Source organism: Paraburkholderia domus (genome assembly GCF_905220705.1).
In the GTDB taxonomy this organism is placed as follows: domain Bacteria; phylum Pseudomonadota; class Gammaproteobacteria; order Burkholderiales; family Burkholderiaceae; genus Paraburkholderia; species Paraburkholderia domus.
Window position 1 is genome coordinate 654067 of record NZ_CAJNAT010000001.1, and the last position, 25161, is coordinate 679227.

The window sequence follows — 25161 nt, forward strand, 5'->3', positions numbered from 1 at the left end:
CTAGTCCGCCTGCACCGCGACGGTCAGCGGTTCGAGCGCCGCGCGCAAGTCCGCGGGCAAGCTCACCGGACGACGCGTGACGCGATCCACATACACGTGCACGAAATGGCCTTGGGCGGCCGGTTGATCTTCGCCCTCCTTGAAGAGGCCCACTTCGTAGCGCACGCTCGAGGTGCCGAGCCGCACCACCCGCAAGCCCGCTTCGATCCGTTCGGGAAACACCAGCGGCGCGAAGTAATTGCAATGTGTCTCGACCACGAGTCCGATCGTCGCGCCGCGCTCAAAGTCGAGCACGCCGGCGCGGATCAGATACTCGTTCACCACCGTGTCGAAGTAGCTGTAGTAGACGACGTTATTGACGTGACCGTAGACGTCGTTATCCATCCAGCGCGTGGTGATCTGCAGAAAATGCGGGTAGGCGTTGCGGGTGGCGGGTGCAGGTTTGTTCATCGTGACGTGGCGTAGTGGTCAGATAGAAGATACGAGCCATGCCGCGCTCCTCGCGGAGCGCAAGGTCATTGGCCAACGCATTGGCCAGGCTTACTGCCCCGGCTTTTCGACAAACTCGAACGGCAAGCCGCGCCGCCGCATCCACTCCCCGAGCGCCTGGCCGGTGCCCGCGCGCCATGGACGCAGTTTGGCCGGCTCGACCAGCCGGTATTCGAGCAATTCCGGCGACAGCGCGACCGTCCCGTGCGCCTTCACGTGATACGCGATGATCAGTTCGTTTTTGCGGATGAATTCGTACACGCCGATCAACTCGACCGTCTCCGCGTGCAACGAGGTTTCTTCCAGCACTTCGCGAGCAATGCCCTCTTCCGGCGTCTCGCCGTTTTCCAGAAAGCCGGTGATCAGCGCGAACATGCCTTCCGGCCACGCGGCGTTGCGCGCGAGCAGGATCTTGTCCTCGTACTCGACGATCGCGGCCACTACCGGCAGCGGATTGTTCCAGTGGACGTAGCCGCATTCCGTATCGGGACAGGTCTGGCGGATCCGGCCGCCTTCGTGTTCGGCATCGGCGCGCTCGATCAAAGGCGTAGCGCAGCGCGGGCAAAATTGGTATTCGGTCATGGCGAGTGGGTCGTCTCTTATGTTTTGTGTCTAGCTTTGTTCAGCGTTGAATGTCGTGCTGCGGCGGGTTCAGCACCTGGTGCGCGGTCCTGTTTATACGCCTGGTTCCAGCTTCCGGTTCAAGTTCACGGTCCCAGCCTGCTCCGGACGCGAAGTCGATGCAGTTTCAAGCCATGCACAATTCGCGCACTTCCGCAGCGAAACGCTCGACGGTTTCCGGCTGCGTGTCCCATGCGCACATCAGCCGGCAACCGCCCGCGCCGATGAATTCGTAGAACTTCCAGCCGCGCGCGCGCATTGCCTTGGCGGCCTGCGCGGGCAATTGCGCAAAGACCGCGTTCGATTCTCTCGGAAACATGATGCTGACGCCGGGAATTTCCTGCAACCGTGTTTGCAGCAACTCCGCCATCGCATTCGCATGACGCCCATTGCGCAGCCAGACGTCGTTATCCAGCAGACCGAGCCACGGCGCGGAGATGAAGCGCATTTTCGAGGCGAGTTGGCCGGCCTGCTTCAGACGGTAAGCGAAATCGTCGGCGAGCGAGCGGTCGAAGAACACCACGGCTTCACCGACCGGCAAACCGTTCTTGGTCCCGCCAAAACACAAGACGTCGACGCCCGCGCGCCACGTGATCTCGGACGGATGCACATCGAGCGCCGCGACTGCATTCGCAAACCGCGCGCCATCCATATGCACTTTCAGATGACGCCGTTTGGCAATCGCCGCGATCGCGCGCACTTCCTCGACGGTGTAGACGGTGCCCACTTCCGTCGATTGGGTCAGCGTGACGACCTTGGGCTTCGGGTAGTGAATATCGGCGCGGCGCGTGACGACCGCTTCGATCGCATCCGGCGTGAGCTTGCCGCCGACGCCCGGTGCGGTCAGCAGTTTCGAGCCGCCCGAAAAGAATTCGGGGCCGCCGCATTCATCGGTTTCGATGTGCGCGAGTTCGTGGCAGATCACCGAGTGATACGACTGGCACAGTGACGCCAGCGCCAGCGAATTGGCAGCCGTGCCGTTGAACACGAAAAACACTTCGCAATCGGTCTGGAACAGATCCCGCAGGCGGTCGCAGACTTGATTGGTCCAGGAGTCGTCGCCGTAAGCGGGTTCGTGGCCGCTATTGTTGGCGGCGGTCAGCGCGTCGAGCGCTTCGGGACAGATGCCGGCGTAATTGTCGGACGCGAAGTGTTGCATGGTTGGCGGCGCGCCCGGCGACAGGCGCGCTGAGATGACGGGAAAGCGGTCATTTTAGTGCGCCGGTGAGTTATTTGTTTGCTAGTTGCAGCCGCAATCGGGCATGCGGCCGCGGCCTCGCGGCATGCGTGCGACGATGGTCAGGCCGACCGCGCCCACCAGCAACGCGCCCGCCGCCAGCCACAACGCCGGCGAAAAAGACCCGGTGTGTCCGGCGATTGGCGCAGCCACCAACGGGCCGACGATCTGGCCGACACCGTACGCGGCGGTCGCATAGCCCATCAGACCGGCCGCTTCGTCGCCACGCAGACGCCGCGCTTCGCGCATCGCGAACAGGGTGATTGCCGTAAATGGCAAACCGATCAGGATGCTGCCGAGCGAAAAGCCACCCGCCGTCGGCCAGACGATGCCGAGCGCAATACCGGCCGCTTGCAGCACATAGCAACCGGCGAGCAGCGTGCGGTTGTCCCAATGTACCGGCAGGCGCGCCGCGAGCAACGCACCGACGATCAAGGCCGCGCCGAACATCGGCCAGAACAGGTCGGGCCAGGACGAGCCCGGCAGCGCATGGCGCGCGATCACCGGCAGGAAGGTCGCGGTAATGATGTAGCCGAAGCCGGGCACGCCGTAGAGCAGGATCAGCCAGAAGGCATCGGCGCGGTGCGGGAGGTGGTGTGTGGGGGAGAGTTGGCTGGCGCCGGGGCGTTGGCTCGCGGCGGAACGAGGGCTAGCGGCCGGCTGATTCGCAGAGGACTGGCCGGTGGGTTGCACTGCGGAGGGCTGGCCAGCCGAGCGCTGACTAGGACGAGCGGTGGCCGTTATCCCAACCGCGGGGCGCGCCGTGCCTCTTGATGCGGTATGGGTCACGGCCCGGAACACGGGCCAAACCACCATCGAAAGCACCGCCGAGATGAGCCCGAAGCCTATCCAACCCGCCGTCGCTCCGTAGCCGCCTGCAGCGCTGACCAGCAAGCCCGTCCCGACGATGCCCACGCCCGGGCCCGTGTAGATCACGCCGCCCCATCCGTGCGCGCCGAGTTCGGCGAGCCGCCGCAAGCCCCACTGCGAGGCGAACACAAAGGTCCAGGCGCTGACCGCGCCGGCGACAAAGCGCACGACGGCCCACACCCAGAATTGGTTTGTTACGCCCATCGCCAGCGTCAGCAAGACCGTCGCGACAAGCCCCACACGCACCATGCGCGCCGGTTCGACCCGCAACGCCGCGCAGGTGAGCGCACCAACGAAATAGCCCGCGTAGTTGAACGACGCGAGCCAGCCGCCGTGCTGGATATCGATCTGCGGCTGACCGAAGGCGCTGCCGTGCAGCATCAGCGGCAAGAGCGGCGTGAACGCAAACCGGCCGATACCGAGCACCACGGCCAAGGTGACCATGCAGGCAAGCGCCGCGCGGCGGGCGGCATGATGTCCGGCAGGGGTGTCGTGCACGTTGGAAGCGAGATCGTTCATAAGCAAACGGTAGATGGAATCGGGCCGGCAGTCACCGGTTTCTTCAATCCATATTAGCTTGACCTTTCGATCACGAAAAATGAATAATTCGGATACCAACCATCGCCAGGAGAGAATCATGGATCTGGCCGCCTTGACCATATTTCGCGCTGTCGTGCGGGAAAACGGCGTGACGCGCGCCGCTGCCAAGCTCAATCGCGTGCAATCGAACGTCACAACGCGCATCAAGCAGCTCGAGGAGCAACTGGGCACCGACCTGTTCATCCGCGATGGCCGGCGCCTCGTTCTGACCCCAGCGGGCGAGACGCTGCTGCCCTACGCGGAGCGTCTGCTCGCGCTCGCCGACGAGGCACGTCACGCCGTGCGCGAGGATCGCCCGAGTGGACGCCTGCGTTTGGGCACGATGGAAAGCGTTGCGGCGACGCGTCTGCCTGGCTTGCTCGCGCGTTATCACCAGCAATGGCCGGATGTCGCACTGGAACTCGAAACCGGCACGACCGGCAAGCTGATCGAGCGGGTTCGCGAATTCGAAGTGGATGCGGCGTTGGTGGCGACGCCGCTGGATCCCGCTGCGCTCGGCGAATTGTTCGAGACGGTGCCGGTTTTCCGCGAAGAGCTGGTCATGCTGTCGCCGCGAGGCCATCGGCCGATTCGCGAAGTGCGGGATATTGCTTTGTCGACACTGATCGCGTTCGAGCGCGGGTGTGCTTACCGGGCGTACATCGAGAAATGGTATCTGGAGCATGGCGTGAGGCCGGCTCGCGTTTTAGAGCTCGGTTCGTATCACGCAATCGTAGCGTGTGTCGCCGCCGGCGCAGGGGTGGCCGTGGCACCGCGATCAGTGCTCGATCTGCAAACCGATACGAGCAATATCGCGGTTCATGAGCTTCCCGATATTGGCAGGATCGAGACGCTTCTCGTCTGGCGTCGAGGGCATTTTTCGTCCGCGCTCAATGCGCTGCGGCAAACGCTCGTGTCGGGAGAGGATGCGGTGTTACCTGCCGTTGCGCCGGTAGGCGTTGCTTGATGCTTTGCCTCGCCGCCACCCGGCCAGGTTGATGCACGGCAAGATACGGGCAAGGCCAAAAGCAACTCGGGCCACACAGGACGCAAAAACCGTCAGCGCCCCGAGTGGCCCAATCAATCCCGAATCAAAGCTGGGCTTCGACCCAACCCTTCACGCCTGCAAGCGCCGCTGCCAGATTCGCCGGTTCGGTACCACCAGCTTGCGCCATGTCCGGCCGCCCGCCGCCCTTGCCGCCGACTTGCTGCGCAACGAAGTTGACCAGTTCACCGGCCTTGACCTTCTTGCTGGCGTCCGCCGTCACACCGGCAATCAGACTCACCTTGCCGCCTTCGACCGAGGCCAGCACGATCGCCGCGCTCTTCAGCTTGTCCTTCAGCTTGTCGACCGTCTCGCGCAGCGTTTTCACGTCCGCGCCCTCGAGCGTTGCAGCCAGCACATGCACGCCGGCCACTTCGATTGCCTGACCAGCAAGCTCATCGCCCTGGCTCGAAGCCATCTTCGACTTCAATGCGCTCAGTTCCTTCTCCAGCGACTTCACCTGGTCCTGCACCTGCACGATGCGCTGCGTCAGTTCCGACGGCTGCGCCTTCAACACAGCGGCAGCCGCATTGATCCGCGCGTCGAGATCCTGCACGAAGCGCACGGCGTTATCACCCGTGATCGCTTCCACGCGACGAATGCCGGCGGCCACTCCGCCTTCCATCACGATCTTGAAAAGACCGATGTCGCCCGTGCGGTGCACGTGCGTACCGCCGCACAACTCGCGCGAGAAACCGAGGTCGAGCACGCGCACTTCGTCGCCATACTTTTCGCCGAACAGCGCCATCGCGCCGCCCTTCACCGCTTCGTCGAACGGCATCACGCGCACGATGCCCGGCGCGTTCGACAGCACTTCCGCGTTGACGATCGCTTCGACTTGACGGATCTGCTCGTCGGTCATCGGGGCGTTGTGTGCGAAGTCGAAGCGCGTTTTGTCCGCGTCGACCAGCGAGCCCTTCTGCTGCACGTGCGAGCCGAGTACTTCGCGCAGTGCCTTGTGCATCAGGTGGGTCGCCGAGTGGTTGCGCTCGGTGCGGGCGCGACGCACCGCGTCGATTTCCGCCTTCACGACGTCGCCGACTTTCAGCGTGCCCTGCTCGAGCGTGCCGTGATGGCCGACGACGTCCGCCTGCACTTTCAGCGTGTCGGTCACCGCAAAGCGCACGCTTGCGTTAGCCAGCACGCCCTGGTCGCCGACCTGACCGCCCGACTCCGCGTAGAACGGCGTGTGGTCGAGCACGACAACCGCCTGCTGGCCGTTGCTGACTTCCTTGACCGACGCACCGTCGACATACAGCGCGATCACCTTCGCGTCGTCGAAGATGATTTCTTCATAACCGTGGAACGTGGTCTTCGCGCCCGAGTATTCGAGGCCCTGTGCCATCTTGAACTTGCCCGCCGCGCGAGCCTGTTCGCGCTGACGCGCCATCGCTTCGTCGAAGGCGGACTCGTCGACCGTCACTTCGCGCTCGCGGCACACGTCCGCCGTCAGATCGAGCGGGAAGCCGTAGGTGTCGTGCAGCTTGAACGCGAGTTCGCCGTCGAGCGTCTTGCCGCCCTTCGCTTCCAGATCGGCCAGCGCGCTTTCGAGAATCGACATGCCATGCTCGATGGTCTCGAAGAAGCGCTCTTCTTCCTGACGCAGCACGTCGGTCACGCGTTGCTCCGCGTCTTTCAACTCCGGATAGGCCTCGCCCATTTGCGCGACGAGGTCGGGCACCATGCGGTGGAAGAACGAACCCTTCTTGCCCAGCTTGTAGCCATGGCGGATCGCGCGGCGCACGATCCGGCGCAGCACGTAGCCACGGCCTTCATTGCCCGGAATCACGCCGTCGACGATCAGGAACGAGCACGCGCGGATGTGATCGGCGATCACCTTCAGCGAGTTGTTGGTCAGATCGGCGACGCCGGTTTCGCGGCCGGCGGCCTTGATGAGCGCCTGGAACAGGTCGATCTCGTAGTTGCTGTGCACGTGCTGCAGCACGGCGGCGATACGCTCCAGACCCATGCCGGTGTCGACGCACTGCTTGGGCAGCGGCGTCATGTTGCCTTGCGCGTCGCGGCTGAACTGCATGAACACGAGATTCCAGATCTCGATGTAGCGGTCGCCGTCTTCCTCAGGGGACCCCGGAGGGCCGCCCCAGACGTCCGGGCCGTGGTCGTAGAAGATTTCCGAGCACGGGCCGCACGGGCCGACGTCGGCCATTTGCCAGAAGTTGTCCGACGCGTAGCGCGCGCCCTTGTTGTCGCCGATGCGAATGATCCGCTCGACCGGCACGCCCACTTCCTTCGCCCAGATGTCGTGCGCTTCGTCGTCTTCGTGATAGACGGTGACCCACAGCTTGTCTTTTGGCAACTGGTACACGCCCGTCAGCAACTCCCACGCGTAGTGGATCGCATCGCGCTTGAAGTAGTCGCCGAACGAGAAGTTGCCCAGCATTTCGAAGAACGTGTGGTGACGCGCGGTGTAGCCGACGTTTTCCAGATCGTTATGCTTGCCGCCGGCGCGCACGCTGCGCTGCGCGGTCGTGGCGCGCGAATACGGACGCGATTCCGCGCCGAGGAACACATCTTTGAACTGCACCATTCCCGAATTGGTAAAGAGCAGTGTCGGGTCGTTGCCGGGCACAAGGCTCGACGAGCGAACGATCGAATGGCCCTTCGATTCGAAGAACTTGAGGAATTTCTCGCGGATTTCGGCGGCTTTCATAGCGTGCGGGGGACGGGTTTGCCAGTTCCCTGGCTGTTACCGGCGGCATCATGGGGATGCGCCAACTGTTTGTTTCTTAAACGACTGATTATACGGGATCGGCGCCCGTGCGCGGCAGCGCCCCTGCCCCGCTAGCCATTCGGCCAGGTTTGGCCGGCTTTGGCCGGCTTTGGCCGGGTAGCGAGCGGCACGGCAAGGCGCGCCGCGCGTCCTATGACGTTCGGCTGACTGCGCCGGGGCGCAGGAATCGCTTAAGATTGCCCCCATCCGCGGCGACATGCGCGCCGCGTTATCGACCACAAATCTTGCATGGGACCGGAGTAAGCGCTAAAGCGCTAACTCCGGTCGACCGCTTTGCATGGGACCGGAGTAAGCGCTAAAGCGCTAACTCCGGTCGACAAAGGAGACATTGAAGAATATGGGCGCTCTCAGTCATATCCGCGTGCTGGATCTCACACGCGTGCTCGCCGGACCCTGGTGCGCGCAGACGCTAGCCGATTTCGGCGCCGACGTCATCAAGATCGAACGACCCGAAGTCGGCGACGACACCCGCCACTGGGGGCCGCCGTACCTGAAAACACCGGAAGGCGCCGACACGCGCGAAGCCGCCTATTACCTCGCCGCGAACCGCAACAAGCGTTCGGTCACCGTCGATATCGCGTCACCCGAAGGCCAGCAGATCATCCGCGAACTGGCCGCGCAAAGCGACGTGGTGCTGGAGAACTACAAAGTCGGACAGTTGAAGAAGTACGGTCTCGATTACGCGTCGCTCAAAGAAGTGAAGCCCGATCTGATCTACTGCTCGGTGACCGGCTTCGGGCAAACCGGCCCATACGCGCAGCGCGCCGGTTACGACTTCATCGTGCAAGGCATCGGCGGCTTCATGAGCATTACCGGCGAGCGCGACGGCCAGCCGGGCGGCGGCCCGCAAAAGGCCGGCGTCGCGATCGCCGACCTGATGACCGGCATGTATTCGACCATCGCCGTGCTCACCGCGCTCACGCATCGCGACCGGACGGGCGAAGGCCAGTACATCGACATGGCGCTGCTCGACGTGCAGGTGGCCATGCTGGCCAACATGAATTCGAACTACCTGGCGAGCGGCCAGCCACCGGTGCGCTGGGGCAATGCGCATCCGAACATCGTGCCCTACCAGACCTTCCAGACGAGCGACGGCTGGATCATCGTCGCGGTCGGCAACGACGGCCAGTTCCGCAAGTTCGTCGAAACTGGCGGCTGCCCCGAACTGGCCAGCGACGAGCGATTCGCGACCAACCCGGCTCGCGTGCGCCACCGCGACATTCTCGTGCCGATCCTTGCCGACATGGTGCGCCTGCAGGGCAAGCAGCAATGGATTACCGCGCTGGAAGCAGCCGGTGTACCGTGCGGGCCGATCAACGATCTGGGCGAAGTGTTCGAGAACGAGCAGGTGGTGGCGCGCGGCATGCAGGTCGATCTGCCGCATCCATCGGGCGGCACGGTCAAACTGGTGCGCAATCCGATCAATATGACCGGCACGCCGCCTGAAGCGCTGGCCCATCCGCCAATGCTCGGCGAGCATACGGACAGCATCCTGCGCGAAGTGCTCGGTTATGACGAAGCACGGATTGCCAAGCTGCGGGAGCAGTCGGTGATTTGAGGCCGGCTGAGGCGAAGGCGGTTTTCAGTGACGCCGGCGACGCTGCCAGCTCACTCGCCCAACGAAGCCAGCCAGCGCCGCCCTTCGTCCCAATCGCCGAGCCCGCTGTCGGCATTGATGTGGCCACGCGGTCCGATATCGATCCAGCGACTGCCCCACGCGCTCGCGCATTTCTGGGAGAACGGCACGCCGCCGTATGGATCGTCGCTGCTCGCCACCACGATGCTCGCAAACGGCAAGCGCGTAAGCGGCACCGGCGCGAATCCGCTGGCATCCTGCGGAAAATGTGCCTCGGACGGATCGGGCACCGCCACCAGCAGCGCGCCCGCCACCTTCGCAAGCTGGGCTGCGTTCGCGTACTGCGACGCCCAGAAGGCGGTCGTCAGGCAGCCAAGGCTGTGCGCGGCGAACACCACTGGCGAGTCGGCTGCGGTCACCGCGGCGTCGAGCGTGCGGCACCATGCGTCACGCGCCGCATAGTCCCAGTCCGGCATCTGCACGCGCAGGAAGGCGGGGTCGAGGGTTTCCCAGCGCGTCTGCCAGTGCCCCGGGCCGGAATTCTGGTACCCCGGCAGCACGAGTACGTTTAGTTTGTGTGCGCTCATTGCGTTCCCCGCTGCAGTTCGTTTTTCAAGTGCGTCCTTCGAATGCGTTTTTTTGGGTGCGCTTTTTGGGGTGCGCTTCTGCAATACATTTGCCCAACCCGCTTCCGCAATTGTTCGCTTCACCGGGCCGAAACAGCCGTGCTTCAAGGCATCACGCGGCCCACGCCCACGCCGCGCGGATCGGCCGACGGTTCGGGCGTTGCGCCTTCGACGCGAATCATCTGCACGTCGCCGTTGAACGACTGCCCTTCCAGCGTGTAGCCCTTAGCCTTCAACTGGTCAGCCAGCTCGCCCGTGATCGGATGATACGGCTCAAAATAAATCGTCTTCGGCGGCAGCAACTGATGATGGAATCGCATCGCGGTCAAAGCGTCGGTAGGCGACATATTGAAGTCGTACAGGTTGGTCATGACCTGGAAAATCGACGTAAGGATTCGCGAGCCGCCGGGCGTGCCGATCACGAGCGACACCTTGTTGTCCTTCAACAGGATGGTCGGCGTCATTGACGAAAGCGGCCGGCGTCCCGGCGCCACCGTGTTCAGGTCGTCCGCCGTTGCACCCGACGGGCTGGCGACGCTCGGCTTGGTGACGAAGTCGTCCATTGCATCGTTGAGCACGAAGCCACCGCCGTCCACCACCACACCGGAGCCGAAGGACCCGTTCAGCGTGTAGGTATTCGACACGGCGTTGCCCCATTTGTCGACCACCGAGAAATGCGTGGTTTGCGCTTTTTCCGGCAGCGCGTCGCCGAGGCCGCCTTTGACGGGCGTGGCACCCGGCACTTCGTCGGGCTTCACTTCATCGGCGCGCTGCGCGAGGTAGGCGTCATCGGTCAGTTTATCGACCGGCACCTTGTACGAATCGGGGTCACCGATGTATTGCTGGCGATCGGCGAACACGCGGTCTTCGATCTGCGCGATCAGATGGATATATGGCGCGGAATTCAGCTCGAGGCCATCGAACGCCTGCTTCAGATCAGCTTTCATCTTCAGCATCTGGATCAGCCCGATGCCACCCGAACTCGGCGGCGGCGCGGTCACTACCTTATAGCCGTTCCAATCGGCGGCGAGCGGCTGGCGCCAAACAGCCTTGTATTGAATCAGGTCCTGCTTCGTGACCAGCCCGTGGCCGTACATCTGCTGGGCAATCAGATCAGCGGTTCGGCCTTCGTAGAACTCAGGACCGCCGTCGCTGGCGATGCGCGAGAGGGTTTGCGCGAGTTCAGGCTGGCGGACCATCACGCCCGCCTTCAGGTTCGAGAAGTAGGCGTCGAAGTTGGTCTTGCCGGCGAAATTCTTCGCGGCCGCGTCGTGGCGCTGCTGCAACCACGGCTCGACCTTGAAGCCGTCTGTGGCGTAACGGATTGCGGGCGCCAGCACCTGCTTCCATTTCAGCTTGCCGAAGCGCTGCTGCGCTTCCCACATGCCCTCGACGGTGCCCGGCACCGCCACCGCGCGATGGCCGACGAGGCTCATACCGGGTACGAGGTTGCCTTTATCGTCGAGGTACATATCGCGGGTCGCCTGTTGCGGCGCGCGCTCGCGGTAGTCGAGAAAGTACGGTTTGCCGTCCATGAACACCGTCATGAACCCGCCGCCGCCGATATTCCCCGCATCCGGACAGGTCACGGCCAGCGTGAAGGCGATAGCGACAGCGGCGTCCACGGCGTTGCCGCCGGCGGCGAAGATCTGCTGCGCGGCGTCCGCGCTGTAGCGATCCGGCACGGCCACCGCCGACGCATCCAGCACGGCCTTTGGCGGGGGCGTTTTCGCGAGCGCAGGAGCCGGCGTGACGAAGCTGCCGGCCAGCGCGGCGAACACAACCGTGGCCGTCACGATCCGGGCGAAAGACAAAGAGGCGAAAGGCGCGCAAGGCGCGTCATGCGACGGGACGGACATCCGAGAAACTCCGGGAACTAACAGCGCCATGTTGCATGAACGGAAAGCGTCCCTGCAAGATGGCCCAATGGGTGAGACGGCCTGCGCAAGCGGCCGCGCTGGGGGCGGGCTGCACGACAAGGCGCAGGCAGTGCAATCCGAAACAGGCTGGGCGAGGCACGGGTCGGGCAGCATGGCTGCCTCGCTTGCGCTACACGGACGCAGCATGGCGCCGGAAAAAATCAATAGGCGAACAGGCTGACCATGCGCGGCGGGTGGGGAACGCGTCGTCCGCATCCTAAGTCGCCGGCGCAAGCGCCCACAAAACGTTTTACCTCCTGTTACAGCACCTTAAACGCAGCTTGCAGGATCCTGCCTGACCCCAAAAATCGGTCGAAAGCGCTCAAACGTTGGCTGCGCGCCGCACTCGCCTGCCGCGAGTGAACTCGTCAGGTAGAATTGACGGATAAGTGGGCGTATTGCGCGCCCCCGACAGACTTTCACCTTCTCGCATGAATACCGAACGCAACGACGCGCCAGCGGCATCCAATTTCATCCGCAACATCATTGACGAAGACAACCGTAACGGCAAGTGGGGTCAGCGCGTCGAAACGCGCTTTCCGCCCGAGCCGAACGGCTACCTGCACATCGGTCACGCCAAGAGCATCTGCCTGAACTTCGGTGTGGCGCGCAGCTACGGCGGCGTGTGCCATCTGCGCTTCGACGATACGAATCCGGAAAAGGAAAGCGTCGAGTACGTCGACTCGATCATCGACTCCGTACGCTGGCTCGGTTTCGAATGGGAAAAAGACGGCAACGAACAGCTCTACTTCGCGAGCGATTACTACGACAAGCTGTACGAATTCGCCGAACTGCTGATCGAACGCGGCAAAGCATATGTGGACAGCCAGTCGGCCGAAGAAATGCGCGCGAACCGCGGCTCGGCCTCCGAAGTCGGCACGCCGTCGCGCTTCCGCGACCGCTCCGTGCAGGAAAACCTCGACCTGTTCCGCCGCATGAAAGCCGGCGAGTTCAAGGAAGGCGAGCACGTGCTGCGCGCGAAGATCGACATGTCGTCGCCGAACTTCAACATGCGCGACCCGGTGATCTACCGGATCCGCTTTGCGCACCATTACCGCACCGGCGACACATGGTGCGTGTACCCGATGTACGACTACACACACTGCATCTCGGACGCGTTGGAAAACATCACGCATTCGCTGTGCACGCTCGAGTTCGAAGACCACCGTCCGCTGTACGACTGGATTCTGAATGAGCTGGCCGAAGCCGGGATTTTCACGCGTCCGCTGCCGCAACAGATCGAGTTTTCACGCCTGAACCTGACCTACGCCATCACCAGCAAGCGCAAGCTGCTGCAACTGGTGACCGAAGGCCATGTCGAGGGTTGGGACGATCCGCGTATGCCCACCATCGTCGGCGTGCGCCGCCGCGGCTTCACGCCGGAAGCAATCCAGTTGTTCTGCGAGCGCATTGGCGTCACCAAGGTCGATTCATGGATCGACATGAGCGTGTTCGAAGGCGCACTGCGCGACGACCTGGACGAGAAGGCGCCGCGCACTGCTGCCGTGCTCGATCCGGTCAAGCTGATCATCGACAACTTTCCCGAAGGCGTGACCGAGCCGTGCAATGCGCCGGTCCATCCGCATCATCCGGAAATGGGTGTTCGGGAGTTCCCGATCTCGCGCGAACTGTGGATCGAACGCGATGACTACAACGAAACGCCGCCGAAGGGCTATTTTCGTCTGTTCCCGGGCAACAAGGTGCGCCTGCGCTACGGTTATGTGATCGAATGCATCGGCGCGGACAAAGACGAAAACGGCAACATCGTCGCAGTCCACTGCAACTACTTTCCGGACAGCAAATCGGGCACCGAAGGCGCGAACACCTATAAGGTCAAGGGCAACATTCACTGGGTCAGCGCGGCAGCCGCGTGCCCGGCCGAAGTACGCATCTACGACCGTCTGTTCAAGGAACCGCAACCGGACGCCGGTGGCCGCGACTTCCTTGAAGCGCTGAATCCGGATTCCAAGCGCGTGGTCAATGCCTATCTGGAACCGGGTGCGCGCGACGCGTTGCCGGAACAGCGCTATCAGTTCGAGCGCCATGGCTATTTCGTCGCCGACCGCGTCGATTCGAAACCGGGCAAGCCCGTGTTCAATCGCATCGTCGGCTTGCGCGACAGCTGGGGCAAGCCGGCGTAAGCTGGAGACGCTACAGCGCGAAGCGCATCTGAAGTTGAATACGGCGTGCATCTCGCGAGTGGGACGCACGCCGTTTCGTTGCATCATGTTCCATCGACAATGACAGCGCGGCATACGTGCACGCGTCAGTCCGGGAGGCCCGATGAAAGTTGCAGCCCGCCGCGGGGCGAGTGCATGGGGCACAGCAGCAGGTGCGCGATATGCGCCTACCGTTCCTGCTACGCGCATGATTCGCGCCGCACGCGTCGCACAAAGCATGCGTTGCACACTCATAGCGTTGGTCGCATTCGGCGCGGCGTCGCTCGCCTGCCCCGCTCATGCGGAAGAACTCACCGGCACACTGAAGAAAATCCACGACGACGGCGTAGTCGTGCTCGGCGTGCGTGAAGCGTCGATTCCCTTCTCGTACTTCGACGGCAAGAGCACGGTCGGCTACTCGCAGACCATCGCGCTGCAGATCGTCGACGAAATCAAGAAAACGCTTGGACTGCCGCAACTGAAGGTCCACGAGATCACCGTGACCTCGTCGAACCGTACGCCGATGTTGCTGAACAACCAGATCGATCTGGAATGCGGCTCGACCACGCATACGGTGGAACGCGAAAACGTGGCCGCCTTTTCGAACAGCTTCTTCCAGTACGCGGTACGCATGATCGCTCGCAAGAGCAGCGGCATCACGGATTTTCCGGACCTGGCCGGCAAGACGGTCGTGACGACGGCGGGCACCTCCGACGAGCGCCTGCTGCGCCGCATGAACACCGAGAAGCATCTCAACATGCGCATCACGAGCGTGCGCGATCACCCGGATGCATTTGCCGCACTCAAGGATGACCGGGCGGTGGCCTTCGTGATGGACGAGCCGATCGTGTACGGTTTCAAGGCGACCGACCCGCACCCTGAAGACTTCGTGGTGACCGGTACGCCGCTCGGCTACGAAGTCTACGCCTGCATGTTTCGCAAGGGCGACGAGCCGTTCCGCACGCTCGTGAACGGGGTGATCGCGCGCGGCCAGACTGCCGGAGACGCGGAACGTCTGTATAACCAGTGGTTCACGCAGCCGATTCCGCCGCACGGCATCAATCTGAATTTTCCGCTGTCGGAGCAGAACCGCACGCTGTTCGCTCATCCGAACGACCGCGCGCTCGACTGAACGTGTCGGGCAGCCGTGCGGGTCCGGTTGCCGGTGTCGCCAGCGCTATAGTGTTCGATGCAGATCCGCGAGCGAGAGCGTGGTCTGAAAGAGCCGTGTGAGACTGCGGCTCGCGTACTGCTCGACTTCGTCCGGCGCGACCCAGCGGTATGCGTCCATTTCGGGAATCAGCGTGCCGTCAGAGCGGCGCGGAAACAGCGAGGTGCAGGTGCACGAACTCAGATCGAGTTCATTGGCCGTCGCGCGCGCCGCAAACAGATGCAGATCCTTGTCGCGCCGGTAGACGAACAGTCCGAGATCCTTCAGACGCCCGGGCTCGATCACGATGCCGGTCTCCTCGACCATCTCGCGCAACGCCGTGACGTGAGGCGCTTCGCCCTCTTCGCCGTGCCCTTTCGGAACGTCCCAATGAGACGTTTCAGTGGCGTGCGCGAGCAGCACCCGACCGTCGGGGTCGAGCAGTACGACACCACACGAGACGACCCGCGCGCTCATCGCTGCAACGCACCGCAAGCACGCACGATTTCAGGCTGCGCCGGCACCAGGCCTGCGCACCTCGTCATACCTGCCCGCACGCTCAGTGCTTTTTCTGCAATTGCCAGTTGCCGCTGCCCTGTTTGCAGAACTGCGGACGCAGGCTCATCGACTGTCCTTTCGCATTCAGCACGACACCGACGTCGCGGCAGGTGCGCTCGCCGTCCTTCGCGGTGTTGGCGATGGTGATCGTCGCGTCGATCTTGACGCTGTTGCCGGTGCCTTCGTTGACCCAGTTCGCGCTTTCGCCGTCCTGCTTGTCGTTCAAGGCCGTCAAAACGGCGCTTTTGATCGAATCGATATCGCGTTGCTTCATATACGTGATCGGCGTGTCGTTCAGAAAACCGAGGTTCGCCGCTTGCGCGCCGATGGCGCCGCCAAGCAGGAGGCCACCGACGGTCAGGTGAAACAGGGCACGGGTTCGCATCGACATGAAGGGTTCTCCTCGAAGAGTAATTCGGCGGTCTCGAGCGCGCTCACGGCGGCTCGTGATCTGGACCCCAAAAGCATAGCATGTCGCCCTCGAGGTGGCCGCCTGGATGCGACCTCGCAGCGACCCACAGCAGCCCGCAGTGTCCGATCCCGCCTATCGGGAATGACCCTGCATGACGGCTGCCTAGATTTTTAGGACGAGTCTCATATCTTCTTATGAAACGTCTTCTTAAGATAGGCCTGTTGCGCTGCTGCGCTGATCAAGCTTCCAACGATTCCTTATGGACATCTCGTTTGCTCTCGAAACCGTCTCCATCGCGCTCGCGATCTTTTGCATCGCGCTCATGCCGTTCGCGATCAGCCGCGATCCTGGCCTTGCGCGACGCATCGTGCAAATGGACAGCCTCCCCCGTGCACGCTGGCCAAATCTGCTGACACGCGTCGGCATTGCATGCCTCCTGATGTCGTTCGCACTGCTGCTGGCCGCTTGCTACTACATCCTTACCGGCACAGGTAGCTGACCACAGCCGCGGCGATACAGGCCGTCTCAACCGGCATCGCAGTCATCGCCCGGCGATCAATTCGCGGCCGCACCATTTCCCGGCTTATTTCCCGCTTTGTATCCATCCGTGAGCGTATTCAAGAACGCCACCAGATCCTTGATTTCAGCCTCATCGAGCGCCGGCTTGTCACCCGGCTTGCGATCGAACGGCGGCTCGGTATTCAGATTGGCCCAGTAACGCTGCGGCAAATCGTCGAACTTCTGCACTTTGCCCTTCGAGACCGGATAGAACTTTTCCGGATTCGTGTCGCGTTGCACATAAAAGCGCACCACCTGATCAAGCGAATGATAAATGCCGTTGTGGAAGAAACTCTTCTTCAACGCGACGTTGCGCAGCGTCGGCGTACGGAAGATGCCGCAAAACTCGGCGCGGCCCTTCAGATCGGTACGCTCCGGCCCGCATGCGCCGAGGTCGTAGAAATGCGGATCGCGATTCACCGCCAGCGCGCGGTTGCGCGGCACGCCGATCGCAATCAGAGCGAAGTCGCTGAACTGCGGCGGCGCGCCGTCCATGGTGCGCTGGCTGATGTGGCAGCTCGCGCAATTGCCCTTCTTTTCGTCGTTGAAGACTTGCAGACCGTGTAGCTCGGCCTTGGTCAATTGCGCTTTGCCGGCCAGATACGCGTCGTACTTGCTGGTGTAGGGATAGAAAAGCTCGGGCGTCTGCTCGAAAGTTTCCAGCGCTTGCAGTACGGCTTTGAAGGTGGCGTCGTCGCTGTCGAAAATATGTTCGCCGAATGCCGCGCGGAAAGCGTCGGCATACGGCGCCGCCGTCACCGCCGCTGTGACCTTCGCAGGCGTGCTGCCCATTTCGAACGACGACAGCAGCGGAATGCGCGCCTGATCCGAGCCGCGGTCGACCCGGCCGTCCCATGTCAAGCCACCGGTCGGCCCCGCATCCACGCTTTCATCGCCTTCGTCGTCCGACTCGTGATAGTGCTCGGCGAACGCCGGCACCGATTGCAGGTACTTGAGCGTCGGCGCCGCGCGCATGCCGGTGCGGTGCATGTCGTTGCCGCCCAGTTGTACCGACAGCGAATTCGCCGGCGAAAAGCCGTGGTCGGGACTGTGGCATGACGCGCAAGCCAGCTTGCCCGAGCCGGACAGCGACGCATCAAAGAACAGTTGCTTGCCCAGCGCCGACATCTGCCGCACGGATTCGTAGACTTGCGCGCGGGTCTGGCCGGTTTCATGTGCGGCCACTTTCATCGCAGAGGCCGTCATAGGTCCGGACGCAGGCGACGCATTCGCCTGCGCCTCGGCGCCCGCATTGGCCTTGGCGTTCACATCCGCGCTGCTATTCACTTGCGCCTTGGCGCCCCGATCCGCTTTGGCGCCCGCTTCTGCCGCAGGCTCCGCTGTCGGGGAGCCTGCATCGCAGGCTGCCAGGGTCATGGTCATTGCCGCGAGCGCCACCACCAACACTGCGCCGATTCCTGCCGGCCCCGCGCGCCGCCGCGCCCGAGGCTGAACCGCCGCTTTCCGAATCCCCGCGAGACCAGGCCGCATATGAATGATGTGAGTTTGTGATATCGAAGTCCGCGAGCGTATTTCATCGGCATGTCGTTTAAATGACATACAGCCGACGAAAATATCGAATCACAAGCAATTCGTAATTAATTACATCTTTCTGTCAAATACCTTGTTCAAACTTTCGCTCGCGGCCATCCGTGTAAGCAATGCACGCGGCCCATCCCCAACGCGAGAGAGAGAACACACACTAAATGAACAAAAAACTGATCTGCGCGACGCCTATCGCGATCGCAGCAGCGTTGAGCCTGTATGCGTGCGGCGGCGACAATATCACCCAGCAACCGGACATCACCTCGATCAAGACGGTCGTGGTGATCTACGCGGAGAATCGCAGCTTCGACAATCTGTATGGCAACTTCCCGGGCGCCAACGGTCTGCAGAACGTGACGGCCGCGAGCGCCACGCAGGTCGACCGCAACGGCGCGCCGCTCGCGACGCTGCCGCAAGTGTGGAACGGTCTGACGCAAACCGGCGTAACGCCGGTAGTGACGCAAGCAATGACGGCCAACCTGCCGAACAGCCCGTTCGCCATCGACGACCCGAAGGGTTTCAACACGCCGATTACGGCCACCACGCGCGACCTGTATCACCGCTTCTATGAAAACCAGATGCAGATCAATGGCGGCAAGAACGACAAGTTCGCCGCGTGGGCGGATTCCGGCGGCCTCGTCATGGGTCACTACACACTCAATGCGGACAAGCTGCCGCTGTGGAAGATCGCCCAGCAATACACCCTGGCCGACAACTTCTTCATGGGTTCATTCGGCGGCTCGTTCCTGAATCACCAGTGGCTGGTTTGCGCGTGCACGCCGACCTATCCGAATGCGGACAAGAGCCCGGCAGCCGGCTCGATCTCGGCGGTGGAAAACGATGGCGTCACGCTGAAGGTGACAACCAACTCGCCGGCTTCGGCACTGAGCGGTCCACCGAAATACGTGCTCTCGGGCAACCTGACGCCTGACTTCTACGCGATCAACACGATGCAGCCGCCGTATCAGCCGAGCGGCAACAAGGCGGCTTCGGGCGGCGACGCCACCCTCGCCGATCCGAGCGCGGCCACCACGCTGCCGGCACAGACGCAACAGCACATCGGTGATCTGCTGAACAACGCGAAGGTGTCGTGGGCATGGTACGGCGGCGCGTGGGGCGCGGCAGTGTCGGCAGCGCAAAACGGCACGTCGAACGTGATCTACGGCGCGAACCTGACGGCGCCGAACTTCCAGCCGCATCATCAGCCGTTCAACTACTTCGCCGATCTCGCACCGGGCTCGGCGAACCGCTCGCAGCATTTGCTCGACGGCGGTATGGCGGGCTCCGAGTTCATCAAGGCGATCGATGCCGGTACGCTGCCGCAAGTGTCGTTCTACAAGCCGCAGGGCAACCTGAACGAGCACCCGGGTTACACCGACGTCGCCTCGGGCGATCAGCACATTGCCGACGTGATCTCGCATCTGCAGAAAAGCCCGCAGTGGAACAACATGCTGGTAGTCGTCACGTACGACGAAAACGGCGGCTTCTGGGATCACGTGGCGCCCCCGAAGGCCGACCGTTGGGGTCCGGGTACGCGGATTCCGGCGCTGATCATCTCGCCGTACGCGAAGAAGGGTTTCGTCGATCACACGCAGTACGACACGACGTCGATCCTGCGCTTCATCACGCATCGCTTCTCGCTGCCGACGCTGCCGGGCATCGCCACGCGTGATGCTGCTCTGGTCAGCAACGGCAGCAAACCGATGGGCGATTTGACGGCTGCGCTGAACATCAAGCAGTAGACGATCCGCGATGAGCGGACCGCGACGAGCGTTCAGCAATTGAGCGAGCAACGTTGAGCAGTCCGCGACCTGCAGGCAGAGAATGTCGGTAAGCAACAGTCCGCCGAATGGCAGGACTTTGACGGGGCAGCTTCGGCTGCCCTTTTTTGTTTTCGTCGCGCGCACTAGCCGACGACGCAAGAAACTCGCGAAAGACCCAGACAGTGACCCAACGCGTTTTCATGACCGGCGTATGCTTCGACGCAGGACGCGAACATCATTCTCGCCGATGACGGCTCGAAGCCCTTAGCGGCGTGTTGCAGGCTTGCCTACTCATCCAGGAGTTCGACAGCATGACTGAAAAAACCATCAAGGTCCCCGGCCCTGATCATCCGATCACGGTCGAGCCGGAAAAAGCCCGCGTGGTGGTCACGGTAGCCGGCCGCGTGATCGCAGATACACGCAACGCGCTGGCGCTGCGTGAGGCGTCGTATCCGCCCGTGTATTACATTCCGCGCAATGATGTCGAGATGACGCTGCTGGAACGCACCGATCACTCAACCTATTGCCCGTACAAGGGAGATTGCGCGTACTACAGCATTCCGATTGGCGGCGAGCGGGCCGTGAACGCGGTCTGGACCTACGAGTCGCCCTACGCGCCCGTGAAAGAGATCGCTCAGCATCTGGCGTTCTATCCGAACCGGGTCGATTCCATCGACGTGGAACCGGCAGCGTAAACGGCCAGCCGCGCATCGCAGCGGTGAGGCTTCGAAGCACGACGCCAGGCAATTGAAGAGTTGGTACGGCAGGAGGGACTCGAACCCTTATGGTTTTTCCCGGCCCCTCCCCATCCGTTCAGCGCGACAAGAATACTGTGCTTTCAACTACTTATCTCTCAAACTTAAATATGCACCTCGGTGCATGTGTACCGTTGGTTTGCATTTAGGTTGTCAAGCGTATATTTCTCGTTGCCTCAGGGGGGTGCGGGGGGAGCCGGCCTTAGAGTTATCAACAGGGGTCGGAGCGTTTTAACGAAGGCGCGTCACTCGAGAATCGAGTACTTAACCTTCCGCAGCGAAGGATGAACGTTCTCCAGATTCGGTGACGGATAGCCTTGATTCAGCTAGGCCGAATATCTCGGACGGTTCAACGGTTACGGTGGCTAACTCTGCATCGTGCTTAGGCCTATCAGCAGTGCTGGTCTTTCGCGAGAGCCCTGAACATGATATGTTTCGCGCTGTCTGCGGACAGATTTGTTATCGCGATTCGCGATAAATGGAAGTAATGCGCGAAGGCGCTGCCCTCGCATATCGTAGCGGCTATCTCGCTGATGATACGTTGCCAAAGAGTGTCCGCAGACACCCATCTTCTTATACCGAATGAAAAATCCCACTCATATCGCGCAACTGCGCGCTCAGACGTCGCTTCACGGCCTTGCTAGGTTGTTGGGATATGAGCCAAAAGGTCTCGCCTATGTTGTGTATGGTATAGGCGATGCATACAAGTATGTGGACTTTCCAATTCCCAAGCGGAGCGGTGGCACTCGCATTATCAGCGCGCCGGTCAAATCACTGAAACTGCTCCAGGCACGTGTTTCCACGTTGCTGGGAGCCTGCGCCGAAGAAATCGAAGTTGAGCGTGGCGGGAAAAATAGATTTTCCCATGGTTTCCGTAAAAATCACTCAATCCTGACGAACGCAACCGTGCATCGTGGGAAGAGATATGTATTTAATGTCGACCTGCATAATTTCTTTGGCACAGTCCATTTCGGGCGTGTTTCAGGTTTTTTTGCAAAGAACCGACACTTCAAGCTGGACCCGGTTGTCGCGCGAATATTGGCGCAGATTGCATGTCATAACAAAGTTCTGCCGCAGGGTAGTCCATGCTCACCCGCCATATCGAATCTCATTGCGCATATTCTTGACGTACGGATGGCTCAGCTAGCCGCACGCCATGATTGTTACTATTCGCGATACGCCGATGACCTGACATTTTCGACAAACAGAAAAGAGTTTCCAGAGTCGATTGCCACGCGAGTTAGCGATTCCAATGAATGGATTGCTGGCAAGTCCTTGCTGAAAATCATAAAGGACTCTCGTTTTGAACTTAACCATAGTAAAACGAGAATGCAATTTCATAGGTTTCGGCAAGATGTGACGGGGGTCGTCGTCAACAAAAAATTGAATGTTCCGAGCGAATACGTAAGGGACGTTCGGGCAATGGTTAATTCGTTTGTCAAAACAGGACAATTTACGCTCCGAAAATCATATCGGAACGACGCTGGTGCATGGGTGGTCGAAGAAGTAGCCGGTAACAAAGTGCAACTTCGCGGCATGCTAAGCTTCATTGACAGTGTGCGAGTTTTTCCACAGAAGAAACTTGCGATGGAAAAAAAGGATAAACGGGAGCAACGAATCCCGCGAGTAGAATTGAAAGACATGGACGGCGCGTCCCGCACATACCGCCGCTATCTGCAGTACACGCAGTTTTTTAATCCCGAGCTTCCGTTCGTTATATGCGAGGGAAAGACGGACAACGTTTATATCAAGTGTGCGTTGCGTCAGCTCGCTGACACGTATCCACAGCTTGTTTCAAAAACCGCTTCGGAAAATAAACTGTTGCTCAACTTCTTCAACTACACAAAGGTGGCCGACCGAATCTTACACCTGGGGGGCGGCACCGGTGACTTCCAGACGTTCATTGGAAACTATGGTAGTGAATTTAAAGGATTTAAAAGCAAAGAAAAGAGAAATCCCGTAATTTTGCTTATTGATAACGATGAAGGCACGGCGAAAATATTTTCCAGCGTCAAAACTGCAACAAAAAGAAAATCTCCGGTCGACGGTAGTGAGCCGTTCTATCACATAGCCGACAATTTCTATGTCGTCGCCATTCCACGGCTGAGTGGAAAATCAACGACTATCGAAGACTTCTTCGACCCCACTCTTCTGAAGACGAAGCTCGGCACGAAAGTCTTCAGTGGAAAGGATGGTTTTGACTCGGCAACGGAGTACGGCAAGCATTATTTTGCTGAATATATCGTAAAGAAGGGGCAGAAGACAATCGACTTTAGCGGATTCCATCCTATCCTGGAACGTCTGGTCGCAGTGCTAACGGCACACGCCGCTAAACCATAAGCCAGCACTCGCCCGAAGACCGCCAGTCACGATGGGTTCGACCGCACCGTTCCATCATTTTCCAGCGGACCGATGCTTTTCTGTGGCGACATAATGAGATGAGACTCGCTCCGTCGGAACAAACACGTTGCCGTCATCGAATTATGCCGCCACGAGACGTTCGAGCCGCTGATAACTTGCAGGCGCGCTCCCTTCGCTTCATTATTACTTCGAGCGCCGCGTGATAACCCGATACGTTTCGCCAGATGCTCACTTGATAGGCACATTGTTCCGCCGAGAGCCGTTGGCTGCCACGAGCTTCCGTCTAGCCCGTTTCCGGCGCCTATCTGCAAAAGTTCTGCAGCCTACTGAACCGACGAAATCAACGCTCTGATTTCCTTTCGTGCCGTGCGTGACAAGCGTGGCCGCGAGAGTACCAACTCCGCAAGCTCATCGTCCTCACAATAAAAGTAAGCAGCCGGCATTTTACGGACGGACATCGCTCTGTGTCAGTTGAAGACCAACGACGTCGGGTTTGCAATTTTTTCGTTGCAAATGGGCAAGTCGGCACAGCCGGCGCGTCCGACGTTCGAGTGTGTGCAACTCTGGCACTGCCCAAAGGGCAGCTGTCCACACCCTTGTGGTGTGGGCAGCAGAGTTGTGCATACTGGGTGAATCACAGGGGTTTGACGGAGGACCGCTCAAAGACAGCTTTATGCCGATAGCGAGACGTTGAATGTGCGTCTGTATATGCGGAATGCACTCCGACCCGCAACTGCATGTCGTCGACAGTGTCGCGTTCGCAAAGACCACCCGCACCACCCGCGCCTACTCGCCCGCGGGCTCAACCGCTTTCTTCTTCCGCCCACCCTTGAGCCGCATTGGCACTTCATCGCGCTCAGCAAACAACTCGATTTCTTCGACCTCTAGCACAACAGCCAATGCCACAAGCGTGTCGACCATGACGTTCGACTTTCCACGCTCGATTGCGCTGATTTGCGTGCGGTGCAATCCAGCACGGTCCGCAAGTTGCTCTTGGGACATGCCTTGTTTACCGCGGAACAATCTAAGGTTATTCGCGATTCGCCGACGGGTTTCCGCCTGCCGCGCGTCAATGCTCTTTGCCATATGGGGCAGGAGCATCCACTATTGTAGCGGCACAATCTACAGTTTTGAAACTGTCAGTTTATAAACTGGCAGTCTCGACACTACATATTTTTCCCGCTACACTCCGCCCGTTCGTATGCCGCGCTAACGGCGAATGTCAATGTCACGCGTCGGCAGCTAACTTCACTTTCACAATCGCTCACCGCGAGGGACTTGCTCGTCCCGCCGCAGGTGGATGACGGAGGATTCTTAGTGACTGCTCCTCGAGCACAGCGTCGCACACGGTCGGTCGAGAACTCGCCAGCGGTGCGCCGACAGGTCAAACTGGTTGAACCGGTGGACACTGAACTTCACCCCCGGCCCCGCTTGTGGATGATGAACGGCGAACAGAGAGAGCTGTTTTCGCGTTTCCCCCTCTTCTTTCGCGCGATGCATCATCCAGAGTCGTACCCGGCGAACATCTCGCACTTCGGAATTCAGTGCGGCGTTGGTTGGTATCCAATCATTGAAGTGCTGGCGCGTGACGTTGAATTTGAGCTACGCGCATTGTGGCGCGAGCAACTCCAGTCTCCCGAGAAAATCGCGGACATGGATAGAGCACTTCTGTCCGGCCGCGTCCCCTACCCGACGCTTCCCGTTTGCACTGACATCTCGCAGGTCGCAGGCGAACTCAAACTCGTCGTCTTGAATGGGTACATGTGTCCGCCCGATGTCTGGACGCGCATTTCGGCGAGCGTCGAAATCGCTGTGGCGACTGCTCGGTGCGTATGTGAGAGCTGCGGCAACCCAGGCACGCTCCGAGATGTTTATTGGCATCGCGTCTATTGCGACAAGTGTGTCGACCCCGCCGTCGAATCCGATTGTGCGATATCACCCGGTTCGTCGAGCTAGGGCTGACGCTCGACACCCGTGTCATTTGGACCAGCAATGCAAACCACCACACAGCCGGCTAACGTCCCCGATGATTTTCCGCGTGACGAACCCCCCGGCATCGTCGCTGGCGCGCAGCCCAAAGTCTGTGCCGTTATGTCCGAAGGCAAGTACGTCGCTGGGCAAACGGCCATTTAACGCGAGGAGCGTTGGAGCATCTTCGAGGACCTCGCGCACCAACTTGTGCCAAA

At 60.9% G+C, this 25161-nt stretch carries 20 protein-coding genes; 9 read left to right on the forward strand and 11 right to left on the reverse strand.

Going from position 1 to position 25161, the window contains the following annotated elements; translation table 11 throughout:
• The 4 genes from KHO31_RS02785 to KHO31_RS02800 form a co-directional block, all read right to left on the reverse strand.
• Positions 1-450 (reverse strand): acyl-CoA thioesterase, encoded by a 450-nt coding sequence (locus tag KHO31_RS02785; protein WP_201069949.1) that lies wholly within the window; start codon positions 448-450, stop codon positions 1-3.
• Between the two features lie 90 nt (positions 451-540).
• Positions 541-1071, reverse strand: a complete 531-nt coding sequence (locus KHO31_RS02790) for an NUDIX domain-containing protein (protein WP_201069951.1) — start codon at positions 1069-1071, stop codon at positions 541-543.
• Positions 1072-1237: 166 nt separating this feature from the next.
• Entirely contained in the window at positions 1238-2269 is a 1032-nt protein-coding gene (locus KHO31_RS02795; RefSeq protein ID WP_201069953.1) for a threonine aldolase family protein, read from the reverse strand.
• A gap of 81 nt (positions 2270-2350) precedes the next feature.
• Positions 2351-3736: a YbfB/YjiJ family MFS transporter gene (locus KHO31_RS02800; protein ID WP_201069955.1), complete on the reverse strand. Its 1386-nt coding sequence runs from the start codon at positions 3734-3736 to the stop codon at positions 2351-2353.
• Positions 3737-3854: 118 nt separating this feature from the next.
• Here KHO31_RS02800 and KHO31_RS02805 point away from each other — a divergent pair, with 118 nt between their 5' ends.
• Positions 3855-4763, forward strand: a complete 909-nt coding sequence (locus KHO31_RS02805; protein ID WP_201069958.1) for a LysR family transcriptional regulator — start codon at positions 3855-3857, stop codon at positions 4761-4763.
• 124 nt (positions 4764-4887) lie between these two features.
• Here KHO31_RS02805 and alaS read toward each other — a convergent pair whose 3' ends face one another.
• Complete coding sequence (alaS, locus tag KHO31_RS02810) at positions 4888-7512, reverse strand: alanine--tRNA ligase (RefSeq protein WP_201069961.1); 2625 nt, start codon at positions 7510-7512, stop codon at positions 4888-4890.
• 418 nt (positions 7513-7930) lie between these two features.
• On the opposite strand from alaS, the gene KHO31_RS02815 reads away from it, so the two are divergent.
• On the forward strand, positions 7931-9151 hold the full coding sequence (locus KHO31_RS02815) for a CaiB/BaiF CoA transferase family protein (protein ID WP_211622657.1): 1221 nt from the start codon (positions 7931-7933) through the stop codon (positions 9149-9151).
• A gap of 50 nt (positions 9152-9201) precedes the next feature.
• Here KHO31_RS02815 and KHO31_RS02820 read toward each other — a convergent pair whose 3' ends face one another.
• Both KHO31_RS02820 and ggt read right to left on the reverse strand, forming a co-directional pair.
• Positions 9202-9756, reverse strand: a complete 555-nt coding sequence (locus KHO31_RS02820) for an RBBP9/YdeN family alpha/beta hydrolase (RefSeq protein ID WP_211622659.1) — start codon at positions 9754-9756, stop codon at positions 9202-9204.
• A gap of 143 nt (positions 9757-9899) precedes the next feature.
• Positions 9900-11654 (reverse strand): gamma-glutamyltransferase, encoded by a 1755-nt coding sequence (ggt, locus tag KHO31_RS02825; RefSeq protein WP_211622661.1) that lies wholly within the window; start codon positions 11652-11654, stop codon positions 9900-9902.
• A 491-nt stretch (positions 11655-12145) separates the two neighbouring features.
• Here ggt and KHO31_RS02830 point away from each other — a divergent pair, with 491 nt between their 5' ends.
• Complete coding sequence (locus KHO31_RS02830) at positions 12146-13855, forward strand: glutamine--tRNA ligase/YqeY domain fusion protein (RefSeq protein ID WP_201069973.1); 1710 nt, start codon at positions 12146-12148, stop codon at positions 13853-13855.
• A gap of 142 nt (positions 13856-13997) precedes the next feature.
• Positions 13998-15005 carry a transporter substrate-binding domain-containing protein gene (locus KHO31_RS02835; protein ID WP_407945916.1) on the forward strand — a complete coding sequence of 336 codons (1008 nt, stop codon included), beginning with the start codon at positions 13998-14000 and terminating at the stop codon, positions 15003-15005.
• Between the two features lie 45 nt (positions 15006-15050).
• Here the strand turns inward: KHO31_RS02835 and KHO31_RS02840 are convergent, their stop codons facing one another.
• Positions 15051-15500, reverse strand: coding sequence for an NUDIX hydrolase (locus KHO31_RS02840; protein ID WP_201069977.1), 450 nt, complete (start codon positions 15498-15500; stop codon positions 15051-15053).
• Positions 15501-15582: 82 nt separating this feature from the next.
• Positions 15583-15972 carry an RT0821/Lpp0805 family surface protein gene (locus KHO31_RS02845; protein WP_201069980.1) on the reverse strand — a complete coding sequence of 130 codons (390 nt, stop codon included), beginning with the start codon at positions 15970-15972 and terminating at the stop codon, positions 15583-15585.
• A 280-nt stretch (positions 15973-16252) separates the two neighbouring features.
• On the opposite strand from KHO31_RS02845, the gene KHO31_RS02850 reads away from it, so the two are divergent.
• Positions 16253-16492 carry a hypothetical protein gene (locus tag KHO31_RS02850; protein ID WP_201069983.1) on the forward strand — a complete coding sequence of 80 codons (240 nt, stop codon included), beginning with the start codon at positions 16253-16255 and terminating at the stop codon, positions 16490-16492.
• A 56-nt stretch (positions 16493-16548) separates the two neighbouring features.
• Here KHO31_RS02850 and KHO31_RS02855 read toward each other — a convergent pair whose 3' ends face one another.
• Positions 16549-18042: a cytochrome-c peroxidase gene (locus tag KHO31_RS02855; protein ID WP_211622663.1), complete on the reverse strand. Its 1494-nt coding sequence runs from the start codon at positions 18040-18042 to the stop codon at positions 16549-16551.
• Between the two features lie 215 nt (positions 18043-18257).
• Here KHO31_RS02855 and KHO31_RS02860 point away from each other — a divergent pair, with 215 nt between their 5' ends.
• From KHO31_RS02860 to KHO31_RS02870, 3 genes are all read left to right on the forward strand, one after another.
• The gene (locus tag KHO31_RS02860) at positions 18258-19838 is read left to right on the forward strand and encodes an acid phosphatase (RefSeq protein ID WP_201084597.1); all 1581 of its coding nucleotides are present in this window, start codon (positions 18258-18260) and stop codon (positions 19836-19838) included.
• 332 nt (positions 19839-20170) lie between these two features.
• Positions 20171-20554 carry a DUF427 domain-containing protein gene (locus KHO31_RS02865; RefSeq protein ID WP_211622665.1) on the forward strand — a complete coding sequence of 128 codons (384 nt, stop codon included), beginning with the start codon at positions 20171-20173 and terminating at the stop codon, positions 20552-20554.
• A 642-nt stretch (positions 20555-21196) separates the two neighbouring features.
• Complete coding sequence (locus tag KHO31_RS02870) at positions 21197-22954, forward strand: retron Ec67 family RNA-directed DNA polymerase/endonuclease (protein ID WP_111934882.1); 1758 nt, start codon at positions 21197-21199, stop codon at positions 22952-22954.
• 807 nt (positions 22955-23761) lie between these two features.
• Here the strand turns inward: KHO31_RS02870 and KHO31_RS02875 are convergent.
• Positions 23762-24061: a helix-turn-helix domain-containing protein gene (locus KHO31_RS02875; protein ID WP_236071051.1), complete on the reverse strand. Its 300-nt coding sequence runs from the start codon at positions 24059-24061 to the stop codon at positions 23762-23764.
• Between the two features lie 906 nt (positions 24062-24967).
• Here KHO31_RS02875 and KHO31_RS39090 point away from each other — a divergent pair.
• Complete coding sequence (locus KHO31_RS39090) at positions 24968-25108, forward strand: hypothetical protein (protein WP_236071053.1); 141 nt, start codon at positions 24968-24970, stop codon at positions 25106-25108.
• The last annotated feature ends 53 nt before the right edge of the window (positions 25109-25161 follow it).